This window comes from Streptomyces kronopolitis (assembly GCF_014646275.1).
Taxonomy (GTDB): Bacteria; Actinomycetota; Actinomycetes; order Streptomycetales; family Streptomycetaceae; genus Streptomyces; species Streptomyces kronopolitis.
The window spans coordinates 81,604-103,139 of record NZ_BMND01000028.1; the positions used below are offsets into that span (position 1 = coordinate 81,604).

Below are 21,536 nucleotides of genomic sequence, written 5' to 3' on the forward strand. Positions count from 1 at the left end.
GCCGCCCGGTCACATGGCGCGCATCCGCATGTAGCGCTTGATGTCGGGGAGTACGGCCCTCATGACGACGGCGAGCGCGGCGGCGAGCACCCCGCTCATGGCGAGCTTCAGCATGGTGTCGAGTTCCTCTCACTGGTGTGCGGTCCGGCGGCCGACGGGGTGGGCTCCGCGGCGCCGACGAGTTGCAGGATCAGTGCCACGGCCTCGTCGACCGCGGCGGCGACCGGTGCGCTGAGCCCCATGCCCTCGGCGACCTCGGCGGGTTCGCAGCCGACGACCAGCACCCGGTCCGGGCGCCGGCCGCCGGTGCCCGCGCTGAGCGTGTCGAGCAGCGCGAGCACGGTGTCGGGGGTCATGTGGTGGCCGTCGAGCGCGGTGGTCTGCGGGCGGGCGGTGGCCGGGTCGGTGGCGTCGAGGAGGTGGACGGTGCCGGGCTCGCCGCCGCGGGCGGCGGCGTCCACCAGGAGCACCGTGTGGTAGCCGTCGAGCATCCGGTAGGCGAGGTGGACGCCGCGGACGCCGATGTCGACGACCTCGACGCCCTCGGGGAGTTCGTGCTCCCCGAGCCGCCGGACGGCCTCGACGCCGAAGCCGTCGTCGCCGAGGAAGATGTTGCCGACGCCGGCGATCAGCGTCTTGACGGGCGGCTTGCCGGCCGCGTTCGCGCTCACGCGTCCTCCAGGGGAGCGATCTCGTCGGGTTGGAAGTACAGGAAGCGGCCCTGCTCCCGCCGGATGTCGGCGCCCGGGTCGCCGTCCACGGTCACCGCGAGGTGCACCCCGCCGTCGACGTCGTGCAGCACCGCCTCCACCTGGGCGGTACGGCCCTGGAGGAAGAGGTCCTGGGCGTCGGTGCGCCGCAGCCCCGGCCGCAGCAGCACCCGGCTGCCGGCGCCGACCGACCGCCCGTCGACGGTGATCCGGTCGCGCACGGGGTCGACGCTGCGGTCGCTCTCCGGGTCCCACCAGGGGGTGTCCGGGCGGAGGCCCGGCACGTCGGGGGCGAAGGCGTCGGGCGCGGCCGGTCCGGGGTCGGTGACCTCGCGCAGCGCCCGGACCGCGCCGTGCAGTCGCTCCAGCACCTCGGGGGGCATGGTGTCTGCGAGTTCGATGACCTCGGCGGCGCGCGGGTCGGTGCCGCGGGCCTCGCGCTTCTCCTGGTCGGTGAGGGCCGCGGTGCGCAGGGCGAGGATCTCGTCGATCTCCAGGGCGTCGTAGAGGGCACCGGGGCTCTCGGGGGCGATGGCCGGGTGGTCCTCCAGGATGATCGGGGCGGAGAGCAGGACGTCGGCGCGTCCGCCGGCGCCGGCCAGCACCGGCCAGGCGTGCTCGTTGCGGCAGGCCGCGACGGCGCCCCGGGCCCACTCCGGCGGGTCGGTCATGGACAGGAACGACCCCGCGCTCAGGCCGAGCAGCAGATGCGCGCCGACCAGGCAGTGGGGCAGCGCCGCGGTGCGGTCGGCGCCGGGCGCGTCCGGTTCCCAGCCGCTGGTGTTCTCGACGGTCGCGGTCAGCCGCAGCGCCGCGTAGGGGCCGTCGATCGGACGGGCGGTCAGCCGCACCCGGCCGTCGAGTCGCGCGCAGCGGCGTACCAGCCGGCCGACGAGCCGCCCCTCGGCGTCGTGCACCGGCTCGGTCTCCTCCCGCGCGGGCCGGGTGAAGGGCACGGTGACGCCCTCGCCGGTCAGCTTGGAGACATCGGCCACGAGCGTGACGCGTTCCTCGGCGCCCTCGTCCCAGGGGACGAGCACCCGGTCGGGCAGTTCGAGTCGCTCGACGGTGTCGAACCCGCCGTCGGGGCGGACGCGTTGGACGGTGCGCCGCTGGGCGTGCAGGAACCGCAGTTCGGCCGAGAGCCGGGCGCCGGAGCGGGGCTCCATGAGGCATTCGGTGCGCTGGAAGGGGTGCTCGGCGCTGTCCGCTCCCCAGGCGGGCGGGACGAGGACGCCGAACTGCCAGCGCAGTCGGTTCTTGGCGGCGGACGCCCGGTAGGGGTAGAGGACATAGCCCTCGAACAGCACGGCGTCCGCCACCTGCCGGGCGGTGGCGAAGGGGTCCGCCGTCTCGTCGGGCCGGACATCGGTCGTCATGGCGCGGTCCTCTCGCCGGCGGTACGGGCACGGGCGGCGCCGCGCAGCAGCCGGGCGTCCGGGGTGGCCGGGCCGGTGTCCCCGGCGGAAGCCAGCAGCGACTCGACGGCCGCCTGCCAGGAGGGAAGGGCGCGGCGGGAGCGGTAGGCGAGCAGGGCGTCGAGGGTTTCGGTGGGCAGCCGGAGCCAGCCGCAGCCGGGGAAGTGCGCCTCGGTCATCTCCTGCCAGACGGCCACCGGCATCCGCACGGCCGCCTCCTTGTCCCAGGACACCGGCTGGACCTGGAAGCCGCCGGCGCCGGCGAACACCGTGCCGGAGAACAGCAGCAGCAGCGGCACCTCGCCGTCGTGCAGCGCGCGGAAGTAGCGGCCGGCCGCGACCTCCAGGTCGTAGCCGCAGGGGACGGCGAGGTCCACCTCGGTCTCCCCGGTGAATCCGGGGACGACCTGGGAGACCTGGGCGAACTGCAGCGGGTGCAGGGTGCTGCCCCAGCGGGCCCGCTCGCCGAACAGGTCGGACAGCGCCTCGGCCTCGTCGGCCCGGTAGCCGCGCCGGGCCGGTTCGATGCGGAGCTGGCAGCGCAGCGCGATGGCGTGCACCCGGGTGGCCTCGGGGGCGGTCAGGCGCAGGCGGAAGAGGAGGGTGGGCGCGGCGGCGTAGCGGTCCGCCCGTACGCCGGTGCACTCGAAGGACAGCTCGGTCACGGCCGGTCGTCCCCCTTGGCCTCGCGGGCCCGGCGGGCGACCGTCGCGAAGAAGTCGGCGAGCGCGGCGCGAGCCTCGGCGCCGCCGTCGAAGCCCTGCCACAGCAGCCGCATCCGGCCGACGAGTTCATAGCAGACGTCGACGGGCACGAGGTAGCACTCGATCCGGCCCTCGAAGCGGCGCAGCAGCAGCGCCTCCACGTCGGGTTCGAGGAGGGCGGAGAGCCGGCTGGCGCCGAGCACGGTCTGCCAGGTCGACGGGTCGAGTTCGCTCTCGGTGGCGCCGGCCGGGCTGGGGTAGAGCGCGACCAGCCGGTCCAGGTCGGCGTTGCGCAGGAAGAAGGCGACCCCGACGGGGATCTGGAGCAGCTCCCAGGCCGCGTCGTCCAGGGTGTGGTCGGAGTCGACGAGAAAGCGGGCGGGGACGGTGCGGAACTGTCCGGCGCCGGCGCCCGGCCGGTCGAAGAGCAGCGCGCACGGGGTGCAGGCGCAGGCCAGCGCCCGGCGCTTGGTGTCCACCAGGTGGCGGTGGTTGTGCTCGGCGAGCACCACCCCGCACAGTTCGCAGCGTTCCGGGGCCGGCGGGGTCGGTGCGCGGAAGCGGCGCAGCCCGCGGTGGGCGGCCTGCGGCCCCAGGCGGGTGGGCGCCGGGCCGCTCACGGGGCGCCGGCGCCGGTCGGGGGCCGGCGGGTGATCTGCAGCAGCGCCGGCTCGGGCCCGTCGCCCGCCGTCTCCCACTGCACGGAGGTCACTTCGGGCGCGTAGCAGGCGACGGCGGCCTCGACGGTCTGGTGGGCCCCTTCGGCCGTGCTCGGGCAGCCGCAGCCGCCGGAGTCGCCCGCCCGCAGCCGCAGCGCGCCGGTGCCCGCGTCGAACTCCGTGACCTGCGCGGCGTGCTGGCGGCGGACGCTGTCCAGGGCGCGGTCGATGCGGGTGGCGGTGTCCTCGGGGTGCAGGTCGTGCAGCACCAGGAGGCTGGTGACGAGTTCGTCGCGCAGCAGGGCCGGTCGCGGGCCGTCGTCGCCGGTGCCGACATGGTGCATGATCCGGGCGAGTCCGGCGCCATAGAAGTCCATCAGGACGCTGACCAGTTCCTCCGCGGCGGCGGTGGTCTCGCCGTCGCCGCGCCGGGCGAGGCGGTCCAGGACGTCCTCGACGCGTCGGCCGGTGGCCTCGGCGTTCGGTGCGGTGCCGTGGGACGCGGTGCCCTGGGGGACGCCGGCCCGCGGTGCGGCGGCCGGTGCCGCGGTGGCCCGGGCGGTCATCCGCCCAGTCCGCTCAGACCGGTGGGCACATGCATCTTCTGGACGGACTTGCCGTCGCCGACGTACATGTGGACGCCACAGGGCAGACAGGGGTCGAAGCTGCGCACCGCGCGCATGATGTCGATGCCCTTGAAGTTCTCCGGGGAGTTCTCCTCGAAGATCGGGGTGTTCTGGACGGCGTCCTCGTACGGGCCCGGGGTGCCGTAGGTGTCACGGGTGCTGGCGTTCCACGGGGTGGGCGGGTACGGGTGGTAGTTGGCGATCTTCCCGTCCCGGATGACCATGTGGTGCGAGAGGACGCCGCGCACCGCCTCGGTGAAGCCGCAGCCGATGGACTCGTCGGGGACCTCGAACTTCTCCCAGGTCTGGGTGCGCCCGGCGCGGACCTCGTTCAGGCCCTGCTCGGCGAAGTGCAGCGCCATCGCGGCCGAGTAGGCCTGGAAGTAGGTGCGGGCCCGGTTGCGCTCCAGGGCGTTGCTCCACTTCGGGATCTTCCACTCGAAGCGCGCCTCGGGCTTGGTCATGGAGCGGGGCAGGTCGATGACGACGCTCTGGCCGGTGGCCTTGACGTACGGGGTGTCGACGAGCCCGGACAGCGCGGTGGACCACAGCCGGGCGATCGGGCCGCCGCCGGTGTCCAGCGCCAGGTGCTCCTTGCCGTCGAACCAGCGCGGCGACATCACCCAGCTGTACTTGTCGTCGAAGTCCCGCTTCTGGGGTGCGGGGATGGTGTGCTGGTTCCACGGGTGGCGCGGGTCGACGGGGTTGCCGAGCGGGTCATGGGTGACGAACCGCTCCTGGCCTTCCCAGTCCTGGTAGTAGGAGCTGCCCAGCAGGATGCGGATGCCGAGGTTGATCTCGGTGAGGTCGTTGGTGACCAGCTTGCCGTCCACGATGACGCCCGGGGTGACGAACATCTTTCGTCCCCAGTCCGTCATGTTGCGGTAGGTGAAGTCGCAGTGCTCCGGGTCGTTGAGCGCGCCCCAGCAGCCCAGCAGCACCCGCCGCCGGCCGACCTCCTCGTAGCCGGGCAGCGCCTCGTAGAAGAAGTCGAACAGGTCGTCGTGGAGCGGGACGACGCGCTTCATGAACTCGACGTAGCGCATCAGCCGGCTCATGTAGTCGGTGAAGAGCTGGACGCTGGCCACGGTGCCGACGCCGCCCGGGTAGAGCGTGGAGGGGTGCACATGGCGGCCCTCCATGAGGCAGAACATCTCCCGGGTGTAGCGGCTGACCTGGAGGGCCTCACGGTAGAACTCGCCCTCGAGGGGGTTGAGGGAGCTCATGATGTCGGCGATGGTGCGGTAGCCGTGCTCGGCCGCGTGCGGCGCCTCGGTGCGCTTCGCGAGTTCCCAGACCCCGGGGTTGGTCTCGCGGACCATCTTCTCGCAGTAGTCGACCCCGACCAGGTTCTCCTGGAAGATGTTGTGGTCGAACATGTACTCGGCGGACTCGCCGAGGTTGATGATCCACTCCCCCAGGTGCGGGGGCTTCACCCCGTAGGCCATGTTCTGCGCGTACACCGAGCAGGTGGCGTGGTTGTCGCCGCAGATGCCGCAGATCCGGCTGGTGATGAAGTGGGCGTCGCGCGGGTCCTTGCCGCGCATGAAGACGCTGTAGCCGCGGAAGACGGACGAGGTGCTGTAGCACTCCGCGACCCGCTTCTGCTTGAAGTCGATTTTGGTGTGGATGCCGAGGCTGCCCACGATCCGGGTGATCGGATCCCAGGACATCTCCGTCAGACCGCTGCCGTCACCGGCCGCTTTCGTCTTCGGTGCCATCGTGAATGCCGTGCCCTTCTCTGCGCGCGGGAATGGGGGTCGTACGGAGAATCCGGGGCGTCCGGGGGCGTCCAGGTGTCCGGACGGCTACGGGTGCGCGGTCACCAGGGCTTCCGGTAACCGGTGGTCAGCTGATCGCCGCGATGGCGCCACTTGGGCTCGCTGTCGACGGTCTTGGCCGTGAGGCCGCGCAGCCGGCGGACGACGCTGCCGTACGCGGCGCTGGCGGTGCTGGAGACCCTGCCGCCGGGCGGCTCGTCCATGAACGGCATGAACTTGTCGGGGAAGCCGGGCATGGTGCAGGCGATACAGATACCGCCGACGTTCGGACAGCCGCCGATGCCGTCCATCCAGCCCCGCTTGGGCACGTTGCATTTGACCACGGGACCCCAGCATCCGAGCTTCACCGAGCACTTGGGCGAGTCGTAGGTGGTCGCGAACTGGCCCTGCTCGTAGTAGCCGGCCCGGTCGCAGCCCTCGTGCACGGTCGACCCGAAGAGCCAGGTCGGCCGCAGCTGGTCGTCCAGGGGGATCATCGGCGCCGAACCGGCCGCCTGGTAGAGCAGATAGGTCAGCGTCTCCGAGAAGTTGTCCGGCTTGATCGGGCAGCCGGGCACGCACACGATCGGGATCCCGGCCTTGGAGGTCCAGTCCCAGCCGAGGTAGTCGGGCACGCCCATGGCGCCGGTCGGGTTACCGGCCATCGCGTGGATACCGCCGTACGTGGCGCAGGTGCCGATCGCGACCACGGCCAGGGCCTTGGGCGCCAGGCGGTCGATCCACTCGCTGGTGGTGATCGGCTGGCCGGTCTCGGGGTCGTCACCGAAGCCGCACCAGTAGCCCTCCGGCTTGATCGACTCATTGGGGATGGACCCCTCGATGACCAGCACGAACGGGTCGATCTCGCCGCGCTCGCCCTTGAAGAACCACTCGATGAAGTTGTCCGCGCCCTGGACCGGACCGCACTCGAAGTCGATCAGTGGCCAGTGGACCGCGATCTTGGGCAGTCCCGGCAGCACGCTGAGCGCGATCTCCTCGATGCTCGGCTGGGTCGCGGCGGTGAGCGCCACGGAGTCACCATCGCAGCTCAGGCCGGCGTTGATCCAGAGAACGTGGATCGGGGACTCGTCCTCGGCGGACGGCTTTCCGTTGGCAGCGACCTGAGTGGCCGCACGCGAAGCTGCGGACATGGAGTCTCCTAGGCAGATATGCAACAAAAGCACTCATTCAAGGCTTCCATCCACCTTGGTAACACCGATCCCGAGGGAAGGGGCGGTCGCAAGGGGCCGTTGCGGTGACGTGCCACCCGACCGCCGGGGGGGGGCGGGCGGCGGGCGCTGGTCGATGGCCTCTGGTCGATGACGGACGACAGCACGCCCCCGGCGTCTCGTGCGCCGGGGGCGTGCTGTCGTGCGGGAGGGCCGTGGTGCGGGGAGGCCGTCGGGCGCCCTGCTCCTGCCCTGCGGTCGTCAGCCCAGGGCTCCGGGCTCCACGGCGGTCACGTCGAACCGGCCGCCGCACACCCGCAGCCCGTCACTGCCCGTGGTCATCGGCTCCTTGGAGCCGGGCGGGTAGACGTAGACGATCTGCGACTTGGCCCAGCACGGGGTATCCGTGACCCCCTCGTTGACGGTGTGCAGCACGGCGTGCGCGCTCTGCCCCGGCTGGAGCCGGACGACGCCGCCGGCGCCGGCCGCGCGGGTGGCGGGCTTGCCGACCGCCGAGCCGTCCCGGTTGATCAGCGACACCCCGGGGAACCCGCGCAGCGTGCAGGCCTTCTTGCCCTTGTTCGTGAAGATGAGGGGGTAACGGATGTTACCCGCACCGGCGTCGGCGCGGCCCAGCCGCAGCGACATGGCGGCGGCGGTGCAACGGTCCGACGCCCCCATCGCCGAGCTGTGCGACTGGGTGGTGCGCGGGACCGTGCCCTTCGGTGTCACGCTGGGTGCGGCCGGGGGCCGGTGGCCGCCCGGGGTGGAGGACTGCGGCTTGGCGCCGGGCGACTGTCCGCCGGACGCCTGGGCGCCGCTGCCCTGACCGGTGTCGCTGGACGTGGCGGAGGCGGCCGACGAGGGGCGGGATGCGGCATCGGTCCCGCCCTTGCAGGCGGAGAGCCCGAGCGCGGCGACGGCGATCAGCGATCCTGCGGCGACACGGCGGCCGCGGCCGGGCTTCTTGATGGTGAGCGACATGAGTGTCCCCCTCGTCTGGTAGGTGCGAGCGGTCGTGGAAGGTGTGCGGTCCGTCCGTTGCCTCTCTCCAATGTGGCCCCGGTCACTGCTGGTCCGCTAACGAGGCACTAACACACCGCTAACGACTCCGTGTACCCGGCACGCCGATGACCCGGCAACCGGCCGTGACCAGCCCGGATTGCGGGCGTGCCGCTCAGACTCGCAGAAAACCCCCGAGTTGCGGACAGGGCACCACCGGGTTCGGCCGTTCCGCGGAACGGGTTCCTCCGCCCCACCGCCCCCGACCGCCCCATCGGCCCCGGGGCCTCGTCCGATGGCCGGTTCCGCTACGTCCCCCGTCCCCGGCGGACACCGGTGTTCTGCGGACCGGGAACCGGATCGCCGCGCAGGTGCCACTCACCCCGCCCGGGGACGGGCACGCCCGCCCCGGGTCCCGGGAACGGGCGCACGACCGCGCGCCCCGGCGCCGACCGGCACCCCGGGCGACGAGGCTGATGGGCGGCGGCAGGCCGCCCTCCCGGACCGGGGCCGGGAGGGGGCTGGCCCGCAGGGTGATCGGGCCGCTGTCGGAGCCGGGCCCCGGCTCGCCTGCGCCTGCGCCTGCGTCAGGCGGTGGCCGACGACGGCTGGGTGAGTTCCAGGTCGAGGGACTCGTCGGCGCCGCCGGCCAGGGATATCGGTGCGGCGTGCGGCGGGTATCCGGCTGCCGTGAGGGTGTAGTGACTGCCGCTCAGCTCGGCGAAGGCGAAGACGCCGTCCGGGCCGGTGACGGTGTGCCCGGCGACCGTGCCGTCCTCGACGAGGGTCACGGCGGCGTCGGCGAGTGGCTCACCGCCCGGCCCGCGCACCGTGCCACGGACCGTCGCGGCCGGCTGAAGCCGGGCATCCTGCCGTTCGGGGGCGCTGCCGGACAGGTCCAGCGCACGGGCCTGCGGCCGGTGCCCCGGGGCGCCGAGCACCAGGGTGTACGAGCCGGGCGGCAGCTGGGTGACCTCCCAGCCTCCTTCGGCGTCGGAGACCGTGCGGGCCACCACCTCGCCCCGGGCGTCGGTGACGACGATGCTCCCGTCGCCCAGCGCACTGCCGTCCGGGCCGCCGGACAGGGTGCCGTGCAGCCGGCCGGTAGCCGTGAGGATCAGGTCGACCTGGTGCCGGGCCTGCGCGCCGCGGCTGGTGGCGGAGGCCGCGTGCGGGGTGTGGCCGGGCGCGGCGGCGGTCAGAACGTAGGTGCCGGCCGTGGACGCGTCGAGCGCATAACGGCCGTCGGCGCCGACCGTGGTGACACCGGCCTGGCGGCCCTGACGGTCGATCAGGGTGACGCTCGCCCCCGGGACCGGCGCGCCGGACGCGTCGGCCACCCGGCCGTGGAATCCGGCCACGCGCTCGGCCACCCCGACATCCACGGGCGTACCAGGCGCGGAGGAACCACCCCCGGAGGAACCCGCCACGGACGAACCAGTGGCCACGGGGGCGGCCTGCCGTTCACCCGCGTGGGGCACCGTCGCCACACCCTCCGGACGCCGCCGGCTGATCGGAGCCTCCTCGTGCTCCACGTCCGCCGTACCGTCCGTGCCCTGCGCGACCAGGGCCGGGCGGGACGTCTTCCCCTGCGAGGGCAGGAAGGACGCCAGGGCGACGCCGACGAGGACCGCGGCCGTGGCGATCAGGAAGGAGACCCGGAAGCCGGCCATCGTCGGGATCGTGACCCGACCCGCACTCGTGGACATATGGGCCAGCACCATGCCGATGACCGCGCTGGACACCGAGGTGCCGATCGAACGCATCAGGGTGTTCAGGCCGTTGGCCGCGCCGGTCTCGGACGGGTCGACGGCGCCGATGATCAGTGCGGGCAGCGAGGAGTACGCCAGACCGATTCCGGCGCCGAGGACCACCGCGATGATGACGGTCTGCCAGGCGGCGCTCATCAGGCCCAGGCCCGCGCCGTAGCCGATCGCGATGACCAGCATGCCCAGCAGCAGTGTGGCCTTGGGGCCGCGCCGGGCGGCGATCCGCGCGTACAGCGGGGCGACGCACATCATCGTCAGCCCCAGCGGCGCCATGCACAGCCCGGCCACCACCATCGACTGGCCCAGCCCGTATCCGGTGGACGTGGGCAGCTGGAGCAGCTGCGGCATGACCAGGGAGACCGCGTAGAACGCCACACCGACCGTGATCGAGGCGAGGTTGGTCAGCAGAACCTCGCGCCGGGCGGTGGTCCGCAGATCGACCAGCGGATCGGGCAGGCGCAGCTCCATCACGCCCCACAGCACCAGGATCAGCGCCGCGAGGCCGAACAATCCGAGGGTGGTGGGCGAACCCCAGCCCCAGTCGCCGCCCTTGGTGATGGGCAGCAGCAGGGCCACCAGCCCGGCCGACAGCCCGAGGGCACCGGCCACGTCGAACCGCCCCTGGGCACGGACCGCGGTCTCCGGCACGACGAGGAGGGTGAGCACGATCGACAGCACGCCGAGCCCGGCGGCGCCGAAGAACAGGGTGTGCCAGTCGGCGTGTTGGGCGACCAGGGCCGCGACCGGCAGCGCGAGTCCGCCGCCGACCCCGATCGAGGAACTCATCAGCCCCATCGCCGAGCCGAGCCGCTCCCGCGGCAGTTCGTCCCGCATGATGCCGATACCGAGGGGTATGGCGCCCATGGCGAAGCCCTGGAGCGCCCGGCCCACGATCATGGTGACCAGGTCGTCGGTGAATCCGCAGATGAGCGAGCCGACGACCATGATGGCGAGGCTGGCCAGCAGCATCCGCCGCTTGCCGTTCAGGTCACCGAGGCGCCCCATGATCGGCGTCGCGACGGCACCGGCGAGGAGCGTGGCGGTCAGGACCCACGTGGCGTTGCTGGGTGCCGTGTTGAGGAGCACCGGCAGGTCCTTGATGACCGGCACGAGCAGCGTCTGCATCACCGCGACGGTGATGCCGGCGAAGGCGAGCACCGGGACGATGGCTCCGCCGGCTCTGCGCTGCCCGCCCGCGGCCCGGTCGGGCATCGGGGGCGCTGCGGCGAGGGGCGCCGTCCTTCCGGCTGGCTGGTCCGTCGTCGTCCGGGTCATGCGGGTGGCCTCCAGGGCGGCAGAGGGGCGCGGAGTCTTCAGGCGTGGCAGAGCGAAGTGAGCACGATGAGCAGGGTGAGGCGGATCGGGAGGATCGGGCGGGATCGCGTAAGGCGAGCAGGATGAGCAGGGGCGAGTGGCGGTGGTGGGAGGGCAGGGGTAGGCGGCGGGCCTGCGGGGTGTGGGGGGCGCCCTCGGACGCCGGTGCGGTCAGGCCGTTGATACGTGCATGACGAACGCGTTATCCAGGAGCACTATTCCGCCACTCCGGCCGGAATCTCGCCCACAGGGCCGTGATCTGCCTCACGCGGCAGCGCCCCGCACTCTCCCCCGCCCCGTTCATCGGGCCTCCCCCGGCCTCGTCGTGAACGCGGAATCCACCGACCCCGCACAACCAGTGAACCGCACACCACTGACAGTCCCGCCCGGACAGCGATCGCCGTACCTCGCGCCCGCGTTCCGGTTGGCAGCGCCCACTGGCAGACCCGTCAACGGCGAAAGGCGCCGCGGTTCTTCCGCGACGCCTCCCACTCCGGCCGATACCCCAACGACCTGCACACTTCGCACACGACTCGACCACACAGCCGGCGCACAACACCGACTGCGCGGTATTTTCCCGCCCCCTGAATGCGCCGCACGCCCCACACGCCCCGAACCGCCCGCCCTGAACCGAATCACCCCGGTCCGCACCTGTCGCCCCGCCCCCGCCGGCACCGGTCGACGCGGCTGCTCAACTCACCGCGACCTCGGCCTCGACGGCCGGGCGGCCCTTGCGTTGCAGCGCGGCATCGAGTTCCGCGCCGCGCTCCGGATCCAGCTTGAGCTTGGCGAGCACGGCCGGCACCGCGATGCTGGGAAGGGTGTGTTGGAAGAACACCGTCAGGCGGTGACTGAGATCGGCCTGGTTGGTCAGGGCGTTCGACATCAGCTGCAGACCGGCGAACGCGCCGACGAAGAGTTCGGCGGTCTCGGTGACCGCGACGCTCTCCAGCACCTCACCGCGATCCCTCGCCTGGTTCAGCAGGGTTTCGACGAACCGCGTCCACGCGATCATCCCCTGCTTGCGGTCAAGGTGGTTGGACCCCTGCTCGACCGCCAATCGGGCCGCTCCGCGCTGGATCGGGTCGCTGCGCAGCCGGTACGCCAGCACCTGGCCCGCGTCGACGAATTCCTGGAGTTTGATTTTCTGCGGCTCGACGGCGATATCCGTCACATGCTCATCGAGTACGGCCAGGGCGAGCTGTTCCTTCGAGGCGAAATGGAAATACAAGGCGCCCTTTGTCACGCCGGCGCGCTCGAGGACCTCGGCGATGGTCGCACGGTCGTAGCCGAGGTCGTCGAAGACCGAAGCGGCCGCCTCCAGGATCAGTCGCCGGGTCCGGATAGCGCGGTCCTGTTGTGCCACAGGACGCCTCCTGTCTCTTGATGTTTTTCACGTTCCGCATCAGTTAGCTACCGCTCAAGTCGCCGCTGAGCCAGCTACTTGCTCCGTTTCGCCGCCCGGCATTGAAAATAAAACCGGATGGTACGTATCTTAACAGCGCCGGACCTCATCCCATTGAGACGCCTGGGGGCAGTCATGAGCGACACGATGCACGTCAGCGGCGCTGTTCCACCCAGGGCACATCAGACACCCCTGGCCCGGAACCATGCCGCAACCGGAGACCACCGAGGCCCTTGTGTTCCCCGGGAGTTCGTGCACCGCCCGCGCGTCGACGACATTCTGGTCACCTCGTGGCGCCGGCGGGACGCCTCCCATTTCTCGCTGACCGCCCGATGGCCCCACGACCACGGGTATTTCACCCCGGTGCACGGCCGCCACCACCTCATTCTCACCGGCGAGACCATCCGCCAGGCCGGGCTGCTGCTGTGCCACACCGAGCTGGGCGTTCCGGTCGGGCACCATTTCATCCTCGGTGACCTGGTGTACACAACTCATCCCGAACATCTGGCGGTTGGCGAGGGACCGACCAGGTTGACGGTCGAGGTCCGCTGCAGCCGGATGCGCTTCCGGTCCGGCACGCTCACCAGCGGCCACTTCGACATGACCCTCCGCAGGGCGGACCGGATCGTCGCGACGGGCCACTCCGACGTCACCGTCACCTCCCCGGCCGTCTACCGCCGGATCCGCGGTGCGCGGCTGACCGCCCGCCACGCCCCCGCCCCGCTCGCCACGCCCATCCCGCACCAGCTGACCGGCAGCGCCCACGACAGCGATGTCCTGCTTGCCCCCACGGGCCGGCCCGCCCGGTGGCAGCTGCGCATCCCGCCCGGCCACGCCGCGATGGTCAACCCCGCCAATGACCACATCCCGGGCATGCTGCTGCTCGACGCCGCGCAGCAGGCCGCCCGCACGCTGGCCGCGCCCCAGGCCTTAATCCCGTACGCCTTCGGCACGGAATTCCGCCGCTACGCGGAACACGGCACCCCCTGCGTCATCGAGGCGCGACGCGTCCCGTCCGCGCTCCCCCGCACCACGACCGTCCAGGTCACCGGCTCCCAGGACGGCGAACCGGTGTTCCACTCCACCCTCACGGCGCTCGACGCACGCCCCTGAAACGACCGCCCGCCGGCGCCGACGGCCGCCGCACGCGCCCCCGTCCCCCGGTGGGCGGCAGCACGTTCTCCTCAGTACACGAAAGGCCCTCACATCATGGGTGACCTCACGGGAAAGACCGCACTGGTGACGGGAGCCAGCCGGGGCATCGGCCGGGGCATCGCCCAGCGACTCGCCGGGGACGGCGCGCTGGTCGCCGTCCACTACGGCAGCAATGACACCGCGGCCAAGGAAACCGTCGAAAACATCGTCGGCGCGGGCGGGCGGGCCTTCATGGTCGGAGCGGAACTGGGCGCTCCGGGCGCCGTCGAAGCCCTCTTCGCCGCCTTCGACGCCGAACTCGCGGCCGCCGGTGCGGAACCCGGCCTCGACATCCTCGTCAACAACGCGGCGCTCAACTTTCCCGGGCGCATCGACGAGGTGACCTACGAGGAGTTCGACCGCACCCTCGCGGTCAACATCAGGGCCCCGTTCTTCCTCGCCCAGCACGGTCTGCGCCGGATGCGGGACGGCGGGCGCGTCATCAACATCTCGTCGGCGGTGACCAGTACGGCGCACCCGGCGCAGATCGCCTACAGCGTCTCCAAGGGCGGGTTGGACACCCTCACGCTCGCCCTCGCCAAGGACCTCGGCCCGCGCGGGATTACCGTCAACACCCTCGCCCCCGGCTGGGTCGAGACCGATGTGACCGCGTCGCGCAGGGCCACCCCCGAGGGCCGGGCCGCGCTGGCGGCCTATTCGGTGTTCAACCGGATCGGCCGGCCGACGGACATCGCGGACGTCGCCGCGTTCCTGGCCTCGGACGACTCCCGCTGGATCACCGGCCAGCGCATCGACGTCACCGGTGGCTCCATGCTCTGAGGCGTCTCGGGCCGGTCTCGCAGAGTGTCCGGCCAGGGCGCCGGCCGGCCCAGCCTCAGCTCAGGCGGCGTCCGGGGCGGCGCCCTCGATGCCGAGGAGTGTTCGCTTGGGCGCGGGGCCGGCCGCGTAGCCGGAGAGGGATCCGTCGGCGGCGATCACGCGGTGGCAGGGGCGGATGATGAGCAGCGGGTTCGCGCCGATCGCGGTGCCGACGGCGCGCACCGCGCCGCGCGCCGCACCGATCTCGGCGGCGATCCCCCCGTAGGTGGTCGTGGTGCCGTACGGCACGGCCTCCAGGGCCTTCCAGACCCGCTGCTGGAAGTCCGTGCCCCGGGTGAGGTGTTCGATGCTGAAGCGGGTCAGCGTGCCGTCGAAGTACGCGCGCAGCTGCTCGGCGATCGCGGCGAAGGCGTCAGGGTCGCGCGTCCAGCCGTCCTGGACGGTGGCGGCGCCCTTCTGGCCGGGCAGGGACAGCGAGGCGAGCGCGGTGCCGCCCGGTGCGGTGGCCGATTCCTCGCCCACCAGCAGGAGTTCGCCCAGCGGGCTGTCGAGGGTGGTGTAGAGCGTCATGATCCTGTGCCTTCCGTAGTGGATGGTCGGTCGGTCGCCGGATCCGTGGCCGGCGTGTTCCAGAAGTGGTGCATCGCGTACGAGCGCCAGGGGCGCCAATCATGGGCGTGCGCCGCCAGGGCGTCCGCCGGGATCCCGGCCCGCCGCATGCCGGCGCGTACGGCCGCATCGCCGCTCAGCAGGACATCGGGGTCCCCCAACGCGCGCATCCGGATGTAGGCGGCGGTCCACGGGCCGACGCCGCGCAGGGCGAGCAGTGCCTGCTCCGTACGGTCCCGGTCGGCTCCGGCGTCCAGGGTGACGGTGCCGTCGGCGAGCGCGGCACCGAGCGTGCGCAGGGCCTCCCGCCGCGACTCCGGCATGCCGAGCTCCGTGAGCGGGGCCTGTGACAGGTCCTCGGGCCGCGGGAAGAGGTGGGTGAGCGCACCGGACGGCTCCGGCAGCGGCTCGCCGCGGGCGGCGACCAGTGCGCCGCCGAGGGTGCGGCCGGCCGCGACCGAGACCTGCTGGCCGAGCACGGCGCGGACGGCGAGTTCGTGCGGGTCGGGGGTGCCCGGTGCCCGCAGGCCGGGACACCGCTCCACCAGCGGCGCCAGGACGGGGTCCCGGCCGAGCCGCTCGGCCACCGCGTACGGGTCGGCGTCCAGATCGAAGAGGCGACGCACCCGCTGGCTCGCGGTGGTCAGATCGCGCAGCTCGGTCAGGCGCAGCCGGCAGTTCAGCCAGCCGTCGCCGGTCACCTCGTCGACCTCGGCGATTCCGGCGCCGTGCGGCAGCCGCAGGGTGCGCCGGTAGGTGCGGGCGCCGGGCTCGCCGCTGACCTCCTCGATGCCGGTGAGCGCACGCCGCTGGAGGTGGTCGAAGAGCGGCCGCGCCGCATACGGGCCGCGGAAGGCCAGCCGCAGTGGCAGCGTGCCCGCCGTGACGCTCGGGGCGACCGGGCCGTACCGGGTGGTCCTCCCGGGGCGGGCGGCGCGCAGCTCGCTCGGGGTGAGGGCGTAGATCTCCTTGATGGTGTCGTTGAACTGGCGCACGCTGGCGAAGCCGGCCGCGAAGGCGATGTCGGCGGCCGGCAGGCCGGTGGTCTGCAGCAGGACCCGGGCGGTATGGGCGCGCTGGGCCCGTGCCAGGGCGACGGGGCCCGCGCCCAGCTCGGCGTTCAGCTGCCGCTGCACCTGCCGGGCGCTGTAGCCGAGCCGGGCGGCGAGCCCGCTGACCCCTTCCCGGTCGACCACCCCTTCACCGATCAGCCGCATCGCCCGCCCGACGACATCGGCGCGGGCATTCCACTCCGCGGAACCGGGGACCGCGTCGGGGCGGCAGCGCCGGCAGGCACGGAAGCCCGAGCCCTGGGCGGCGGCGGAGGTCGGGAAGAAGGTGACGTTGCGGCGGCGGGGCGTGGTGGCCGGGCAGCTCGGCCGGCAGTAGATGCCGGTCGTGGACACCGCGAAGAAGAAGGCGCCGTCGAATCTGGCGTCCCTGCTGCGTACCGCCTCGTACCTGCTGTCCTCGTTGCTCACGGTGTCCACTGTGCCGCAGGTCAGGGCGGGGCGCTGGCGGAAATCGGACGTGGCGCTCCGGGGGCCGGGGCGGGCGTGCGCCGACCGCCAAGGCGTGGGGACTGCTCCCGAGCACGGACCGGATCAGGTACGGGCCGGCGGCACGGAATCCGCGGCCAACGCCCGTCGCCGGCAAGCCCATTGACGACGAAGCGCCCGGCACATGGCAGGCATGTCGGGCGCGCTGATGTGCTCGGTGACCGGCCGCTTCAGGCGGGCGGCATCGGCCAGTCGTCCAGTGAGCCACCGCGCCATTCGACGAGGCCGGGGTCGTCGAGCGCGATGTCCTCGGCCTGCCCGGCCACGCCCGCGCGGCGCAGAAACTCGGCGACATCGCCGCGGCCGTGCGCCAGGCCGACGATCTGCCCACGTACGGTCACCCGCCGCCCGCCGGACGGCGTCGGGGGGTGCACGATGACAGGCGGATGCTCGGTCATGCCTCCAGCCTGCGCCGGGCTCCGCGCTCCCGCACGCCGGACACGCGGAAGCCCCGGCCGGACGGGGGGACCGGTCGGGGCTCGCGGGTGAGCGCTTCTTCAGCGCCCACACTCAATTGAACGGTAAACAGAGCAGGGGCGTTCCACGGGGGTGACGTGACGACGGTCACTCCGGCGGAGGGGGCAGAGCCGCGGGCCCACCCACCGCACCCGACCGACCCCCCGTCAGACCTTGAGCGGCTTGATCGCCGTCGGGGCGTGGCCGGGCTCGGTCGCGATCTCTTCCCACTCGTTCACCTTGTCGATCTCCGCGGCCGCCATGGAGATATTGGTGACCCGCTCCAGGATGGCCTCGACGACGACCGGGACGCGGTGTTCGGCGGCCAGCTTCTTCGCCTCCTCGAAGGCGGCGCCCAGTTCGCTCGGGTCGGTGACCCGGATGGCCTTGCAGCCCAGCCCTTCGACGACCTTGACGTGATCCACGCCGTAGACGCCCAGCTCCGGCGAGTTGATGTTCTCGAATTCCAGGTTCACCTGGAATTCGATGTCGAGCGCGCGCTGGGCCTGGCGGATCAGCCCCAGATAGGCGTTGTTCACCAGCACGTGGATGTACGGGATCCGGTGCTGGGCGCCGACCGCCAGCTCTTCGAGCATGAACTGGAAGTCGTAGTCACCGGAGAGCGCGACGACCGGCGTCGCCGGGTCGGCGGTGGCGACCCCCAGCGCGGCCGGGAGGGTCCAGCCGAGCGGCCCGGCCTGGCCGCAGTTGATCCAGTGGCGGGGCCGGTAGACGTGCAGCATCTGCGCGCCGGCGATCTGGGACAGGCCGATGGTGGTGACATAGCGGGTCTCCGGGCCGAAGGCCTTGTTCATCTCCTCGTAGACGCGCTGCGGCTTCATCGGGATATCGTCGAAGTGCGTACGGCGCTGGAGCCGGGCCTTGCGTTCCTGAGTGGCGGCGGCCCAGGCTCCGCGGTCGGGCAGCGCGCCAGCGGCCTTGTGCTCCTTGGCCACCTCGACGAACAGCTCCAGGGCGGCCCTGGCGTCCGAGGCGATGCCGTAGTCCGGAGCGAAGATCTTGCCGATCTGGGTCGGCTCGATGTCGACATGGACGAACGTGCGGCCGCGGGTGTAGACGTCCAGCTTGCCGGTATGGCGGTTGGCCCAGCGATTGCCGATGCCCAGCACGAAGTCGGACTCCAGGAAGTTCGCGTTGCCGTAGCGGTGCGAGGTCTGCAGGCCGACCATCCCGGCGTGCAGCTCGTGATCGTCGGCGAGGACGCCCCAGCCCATCAGGGTGGGGACGACCGGCGTACCGGTCAGCTCGGCGAACTCGACCAGCAGCTCGGATGCGTCGGCGCTGATGACCCCGCCGCCGGCGACGATCAGCGGACGCTCGGACGCGGCGAGCAGCGCGAGGGCCTTCTCGATCTGGGCGCGGGTCGCGGCCGGCTTGAAGGCCGGCAGCGGCTCATACGTCTCCGGGTCGAAGTCGATCTCGGTCAGCTGGACATCGATCGGCAGGTCGATCAGGACCGGGCCGGGGCGGCCGGAGCGCATCAGATGGAACGCCTGCTGGAAGACACCGGGGACCTGCGCGGCCTCCATCACGGTCGTCGCGGCCTTGGTGACCGGCCCCGCGATCGCGGCGATGTCGACGGCCTGGAAGTCCTCCTTCTGGATCACCGCGGTCGGGGCCTGGCCGGTGAGGCAGAGGATCGGGATCGAGTCGCCGATCGCGGAGTAGAGGCCGGTGATCATGTCCGTCCCGGCCGGGCCGGAAGTGCCGATGCAGACGCCGATGTTGCCCGGGTGGGTCCGGGTGTAGCCCTCGGCCATGTGCGAGGCGCCCTCGACATGCCGCGCGAGGGTGTGGTCGATCCCGCCGGCGCTCTTGAGCGCCGCGTAGAAGGGGTTGATCGCGGCGCCCGGCACACCGAAGGCGTGGCGCACGCCCTCCCGCTTGAGGATCTCCACCGCGGCGCGGGCGGCTGTCATTCGAGGCATCGCGTACTCCTGCATCGACCTGTCACGGGCACGCTCCGGCACGGGGCCAGAGTCCATAATTCCGTATAGCGGAATACATATTTTGCTTTACGGAAGGAACGTAGAGCGAGGCGTACCGCCCGTCAAGAGGTGGCCCGCAAGAGGCACCCGGCGAGCGGCGCCGCCGAACCGGCACCAAAAACGCGAAAGCCGCGCACGGGCAGAGGCCCGCTACGCGGCTGAGCGGCGACCGTGGACGCCACCGCCCTGGAGGCGGACGCACAGCACCCCCACACACGAAACCGCCGGCGCCCCCGACCTCCCTCAGAGGTCAAGTGCACCGGCGGCACGACAAATTGACGCTATGTCAGCGAATCGGCACCCCCGCCAGCGTCCGGGCGATCACCAGTCGCTGAATCTCGCTCGTGCCCTCGAAGATGGTGTAGATCGCGGCGTCGCGGTGCATCCGCTCGACCGGGTACTCGCGGGTGAAGCCGTTGCCGCCGAGGATCTGCACGGCCTGGGCGGTGACCTTCTTGGCGACCTCGCTGGCGAAGAGCTTGGACATGGAGCCCTCGGCCGACGTGAAGGGCTTGCCGGTCGCGGCCATCCAGGAGGCGCGCCAGACCAGCAGCCGGGCCGCGTCGATCTGGGTGCGCATGTCGGCGAGCTGGAAGGCCACGCCCTGGTTGTCGATGATCGGGCGGCCGAACTGCGTGCGGGTCCGGGCGTACTCCATGGCCTCTTCGTAGGCGGCGCGGGCGGTGCCGACCGCCATCGCGCCGACGGCCGGACGCGAGGCCTCGAAGGTGGCCATCGCGGCGTTCTTCACCCGCTCGCCGTCGCTCTTGACCGCCTCGCGGGCGCGGGCGAGGCGCTCGTCGAGCTTCTCCTTGCCGCCGAGCAGGCAGTGGCCGGGAACGCGGACGTCCTCCAGGACGACCTCGGCGGTGTGCGAGGCACGGATGCCGTGCTTCTTGAACTTCTGCCCCTGGGAGAGGCCGGGGGTCCGCGGCGGCACGATGAAGGAGGCGTGGCCCTTGGAGCCCAGCTCGGCGTCGACGACCGCGACGACGACATGGACGTCGGCGATGCCGCCGTTGGTGGCCCAGGTCTTGGTGCCGTTGAGCACCCACTCGTCCTTGGCCGCGTCGTAGACCGCGCGGGTGCGCATCGAGGCGACGTCCGAGCCGGCGTCCGGTTCCGACGAGCAGAAGGCGGCGACCTTCACGTCGTTCACATCGCCGTACATCTGCGGGACCCAGGTGCCGATCTGCTCCTCGGTGCCGTTCGCGAGCACGCCGACGGCCGCGAGTCCGGTGCCCACGATCGACAGGCCGATCCCGGCGTCTCCCCAGAACAGCTCCTCCAGGGCCATGGGGATGCCCAGGCCCGTGGGGTCGAAGAACTGCTGGGCGTAGAAGTCCAGCGAGTACAGACCGATCTTGGCGGCCTCCTGGATCACCGGCCAGGGAGTCTCCTCGCGCTCGTCCCATTCGGCGGCGGCGGGGCGCATGACGTCCGCGGCGAAGCCGTGGACCCAGTCGCGGACTTCCTTCTGCTCATCGTTGAGCTCCATGGTGAACTCGGCCATGTCCCCTCCAGTGCTGCACGCCGTACGATGTTACTAGCGGTAACCCGCAGTGTGTTACTCGCCAGTAGGGGATGTCAACTCCCCCTGCGGACGAATTCGCCGCGGAGAACGGGTGTTACGTTGCGCCAGCGCCACAGATTCACAAGGGTGGGGAGCACGACCATGGAACGCACCGAGCGCAGCGGCCGCCAGCAGTCGACGACCGAGCACAGGCGGCGGGAGCTGTTGGAAGCCGCCGAGCGCATTGTGCTGCGCGACGGCCCGGATGCCTCGATGAACGCCATCGCCGCCGAGGCCGGCATCACCAAGCCGATCCTCTACCGGCACTTCGGGGACAAGGGCGGGCTGTACCGCGCGCTCGCCCTGCGGCACACCGACGCCCTGCTGGCCAATCTGGCCACCGCGCTGGACGCCCCCGTCCTGCGCCGCGACCGGGTCGAGGCCACCCTCGACGCCTACCTGCTCGCGATCGAGAGCCAGCCGCAGGTCTACCGCTTCCTGATGCACCCCGCCGAGGGGGACACCGCGCCCGAGACCGGTTTCGACGTGGGACGGCACTCCGCCCCGCTGCTGCGCCGGCTCGGCGAGGAGCTGGCCAAGGTGATCACCGACCGGCTGGACCTGGGGCCGGGCGGCGAGCTGACGGCACGGGTCTGGGGACACGGCATCGTCGGCATGATGCACGGCGCAGGTGACTGGTGGCTGCGCGAACGCCCGTGCACCCGTGAGCAGTTGGTCACACAGCTGGCCGATCTGCTCTGGGGTCAGCTGGCCGCGGTCGAGGACCGGGCGGGCGGCCCCGGCTTCTGAGCTGCGGCCCGTGCGGGGGCGGGCCGGGTGTCGCTCAGCGGCCGGCGGCCCCCGCCGCCGCGGCCCACGG

Annotated in this window: 19 protein-coding genes; 3 read left to right on the forward strand and 16 right to left on the reverse strand. The window is 72.1% G+C overall.

Annotation, left to right across the window (positions count from 1 at the left end; genetic code table 11):
- Window positions 1-9: 9 nt before the first annotated feature.
- From IEY78_RS35190 to IEY78_RS25570, 11 genes are all read right to left on the reverse strand, one after another.
- Entirely contained in the window at window positions 10-114 is a 105-nt protein-coding gene (locus tag IEY78_RS35190; RefSeq protein ID WP_372509262.1) for a DUF6893 family small protein, read from the reverse strand.
- A complete protein-coding gene (locus tag IEY78_RS25525; protein WP_189102089.1) occupies window positions 108-671 on the reverse strand; it encodes a hydrogenase maturation protease in 564 nt (187 codons plus the stop codon). Before IEY78_RS25525 ends, IEY78_RS35190 begins: the two co-directional genes overlap by 7 nt.
- A complete protein-coding gene (locus IEY78_RS25530) occupies window positions 668-2,089 on the reverse strand; it encodes a hypothetical protein (RefSeq protein WP_189102091.1) in 1,422 nt (473 codons plus the stop codon). The genes IEY78_RS25525 and IEY78_RS25530 overlap by 4 nt, the downstream gene beginning before the upstream one ends.
- Window positions 2,086-2,793, reverse strand: coding sequence for a DUF6084 family protein (locus IEY78_RS25535; RefSeq protein ID WP_189102093.1), 708 nt, complete (start codon window positions 2,791-2,793; stop codon window positions 2,086-2,088). The genes IEY78_RS25530 and IEY78_RS25535 overlap by 4 nt, the downstream gene beginning before the upstream one ends.
- Entirely contained in the window at window positions 2,790-3,452 is a 663-nt protein-coding gene (locus IEY78_RS25540; RefSeq protein WP_373294244.1) for a DUF5947 family protein, read from the reverse strand. Before IEY78_RS25540 ends, IEY78_RS25535 begins: the two co-directional genes overlap by 4 nt.
- Window positions 3,449-4,057 carry a NifU-related iron-sulfur-binding protein gene (locus IEY78_RS25545; RefSeq protein WP_189102094.1) on the reverse strand — a complete coding sequence of 203 codons (609 nt, stop codon included), beginning with the start codon at window positions 4,055-4,057 and terminating at the stop codon, window positions 3,449-3,451. The genes IEY78_RS25540 and IEY78_RS25545 overlap by 4 nt, the downstream gene beginning before the upstream one ends.
- Window positions 4,054-5,838 carry a nickel-dependent hydrogenase large subunit gene (locus IEY78_RS25550; RefSeq protein WP_189102097.1) on the reverse strand — a complete coding sequence of 595 codons (1,785 nt, stop codon included), beginning with the start codon at window positions 5,836-5,838 and terminating at the stop codon, window positions 4,054-4,056. The genes IEY78_RS25545 and IEY78_RS25550 overlap by 4 nt, the downstream gene beginning before the upstream one ends.
- Window positions 5,839-5,939: 101 nt before the next feature.
- Window positions 5,940-7,028 (reverse strand): NADH-quinone oxidoreductase subunit B family protein, encoded by a 1,089-nt coding sequence (locus IEY78_RS25555; protein WP_189102099.1) that lies wholly within the window; start codon window positions 7,026-7,028, stop codon window positions 5,940-5,942.
- A 279-nt stretch (window positions 7,029-7,307) separates the two neighbouring features.
- Window positions 7,308-8,030, reverse strand: a complete 723-nt coding sequence (locus IEY78_RS25560; protein WP_189102101.1) for a DUF4232 domain-containing protein — start codon at window positions 8,028-8,030, stop codon at window positions 7,308-7,310.
- Between the two features lie 605 nt (window positions 8,031-8,635).
- A complete protein-coding gene (locus IEY78_RS25565; protein WP_189102103.1) occupies window positions 8,636-11,092 on the reverse strand; it encodes an MFS transporter in 2,457 nt (818 codons plus the stop codon).
- 730 nt (window positions 11,093-11,822) lie between these two features.
- Complete coding sequence (locus tag IEY78_RS25570) at window positions 11,823-12,497, reverse strand: ScbR family autoregulator-binding transcription factor (RefSeq protein ID WP_189102105.1); 675 nt, start codon at window positions 12,495-12,497, stop codon at window positions 11,823-11,825.
- 186 nt (window positions 12,498-12,683) lie between these two features.
- On the opposite strand from IEY78_RS25570, the gene IEY78_RS25575 reads away from it, so the two are divergent.
- Both IEY78_RS25575 and IEY78_RS25580 read left to right on the forward strand, forming a co-directional pair.
- Window positions 12,684-13,649, forward strand: coding sequence for a ScbA/BarX family gamma-butyrolactone biosynthesis protein (locus IEY78_RS25575; protein WP_268240326.1), 966 nt, complete (start codon window positions 12,684-12,686; stop codon window positions 13,647-13,649).
- A gap of 96 nt (window positions 13,650-13,745) precedes the next feature.
- Window positions 13,746-14,510 (forward strand): SDR family NAD(P)-dependent oxidoreductase, encoded by a 765-nt coding sequence (locus IEY78_RS25580; RefSeq protein ID WP_189102109.1) that lies wholly within the window; start codon window positions 13,746-13,748, stop codon window positions 14,508-14,510.
- 60 nt (window positions 14,511-14,570) lie between these two features.
- Here the strand turns inward: IEY78_RS25580 and IEY78_RS25585 are convergent, their stop codons facing one another.
- The 5 genes from IEY78_RS25585 to IEY78_RS25605 all read right to left on the reverse strand — a co-directional run bounded on the left by IEY78_RS25585 (window position 14,571) and on the right by IEY78_RS25605 (window position 20,656).
- A complete protein-coding gene (locus IEY78_RS25585; protein ID WP_189102111.1) occupies window positions 14,571-15,080 on the reverse strand; it encodes a methylated-DNA--[protein]-cysteine S-methyltransferase in 510 nt (169 codons plus the stop codon).
- Window positions 15,077-16,600 (reverse strand): AlkA N-terminal domain-containing protein, encoded by a 1,524-nt coding sequence (locus tag IEY78_RS25590; RefSeq protein WP_189102112.1) that lies wholly within the window; start codon window positions 16,598-16,600, stop codon window positions 15,077-15,079. Before IEY78_RS25590 ends, IEY78_RS25585 begins: the two co-directional genes overlap by 4 nt.
- Before the next feature lie 248 nt (window positions 16,601-16,848).
- The gene (locus IEY78_RS25595) at window positions 16,849-17,076 is read right to left on the reverse strand and encodes a hypothetical protein (protein WP_189102113.1); all 228 of its coding nucleotides are present in this window, start codon (window positions 17,074-17,076) and stop codon (window positions 16,849-16,851) included.
- A gap of 225 nt (window positions 17,077-17,301) precedes the next feature.
- Window positions 17,302-19,083 carry a glyoxylate carboligase gene (gene gcl, locus IEY78_RS25600; RefSeq protein ID WP_189102114.1) on the reverse strand — a complete coding sequence of 594 codons (1,782 nt, stop codon included), beginning with the start codon at window positions 19,081-19,083 and terminating at the stop codon, window positions 17,302-17,304.
- Between the two features lie 346 nt (window positions 19,084-19,429).
- Window positions 19,430-20,656 (reverse strand): acyl-CoA dehydrogenase family protein, encoded by a 1,227-nt coding sequence (locus IEY78_RS25605; RefSeq protein WP_189102115.1) that lies wholly within the window; start codon window positions 20,654-20,656, stop codon window positions 19,430-19,432.
- Window positions 20,657-20,818: 162 nt separating this feature from the next.
- On the opposite strand from IEY78_RS25605, the gene IEY78_RS25610 reads away from it, so the two are divergent.
- On the forward strand, window positions 20,819-21,466 hold the full coding sequence (locus IEY78_RS25610; RefSeq protein ID WP_189102116.1) for a TetR/AcrR family transcriptional regulator: 648 nt from the start codon (window positions 20,819-20,821) through the stop codon (window positions 21,464-21,466).
- The last annotated feature ends 70 nt before the right edge of the window (window positions 21,467-21,536 follow it).

Bases quoted from the DNA above. Each gene is read 5' to 3' on its own strand.
- IEY78_RS25575 (WP_268240326.1), top strand. From the start codon at position 12,684: ATGCACGTCAGCGGCGCTGTTCCACCCAGGGCACATCAGACACCCCTG.
- IEY78_RS25545 (WP_189102094.1), bottom strand. From the start codon at position 4,057: ATGACCGCCCGGGCCACCGCGGCACCGGCCGCCGCACCGCGGGCCGGC.
- gcl (WP_189102114.1), bottom strand. From the start codon at position 19,083: ATGCCTCGAATGACAGCCGCCCGCGCCGCGGTGGAGATCCTCAAGCGG.
- IEY78_RS25585 (WP_189102111.1), bottom strand. From the start codon at position 15,080: ATGACGCTCTACACCACCCTCGACAGCCCGCTGGGCGAACTCCTGCTG.
- IEY78_RS25550 (WP_189102097.1), bottom strand. From the start codon at position 5,838: ATGGCACCGAAGACGAAAGCGGCCGGTGACGGCAGCGGTCTGACGGAG.
- IEY78_RS25560 (WP_189102101.1), bottom strand. From the start codon at position 8,030: ATGTCGCTCACCATCAAGAAGCCCGGCCGCGGCCGCCGTGTCGCCGCA.
- IEY78_RS25565 (WP_189102103.1), bottom strand. From the start codon at position 11,092: ATGACCCGGACGACGACGGACCAGCCAGCCGGAAGGACGGCGCCCCTC.
- IEY78_RS25610 (WP_189102116.1), top strand. From the start codon at position 20,819: ATGGAACGCACCGAGCGCAGCGGCCGCCAGCAGTCGACGACCGAGCAC.
- IEY78_RS25580 (WP_189102109.1), top strand. From the start codon at position 13,746: ATGGGTGACCTCACGGGAAAGACCGCACTGGTGACGGGAGCCAGCCGG.
- IEY78_RS25530 (WP_189102091.1), bottom strand. From the start codon at position 2,089: ATGACGACCGATGTCCGGCCCGACGAGACGGCGGACCCCTTCGCCACC.
- IEY78_RS25605 (WP_189102115.1), bottom strand. From the start codon at position 20,656: ATGGCCGAGTTCACCATGGAGCTCAACGATGAGCAGAAGGAAGTCCGC.
- IEY78_RS35190 (WP_372509262.1), bottom strand. From the start codon at position 114: ATGCTGAAGCTCGCCATGAGCGGGGTGCTCGCCGCCGCGCTCGCCGTC.
- IEY78_RS25555 (WP_189102099.1), bottom strand. From the start codon at position 7,028: ATGTCCGCAGCTTCGCGTGCGGCCACTCAGGTCGCTGCCAACGGAAAG.
- IEY78_RS25595 (WP_189102113.1), bottom strand. From the start codon at position 17,076: ATGACCGAGCATCCGCCTGTCATCGTGCACCCCCCGACGCCGTCCGGC.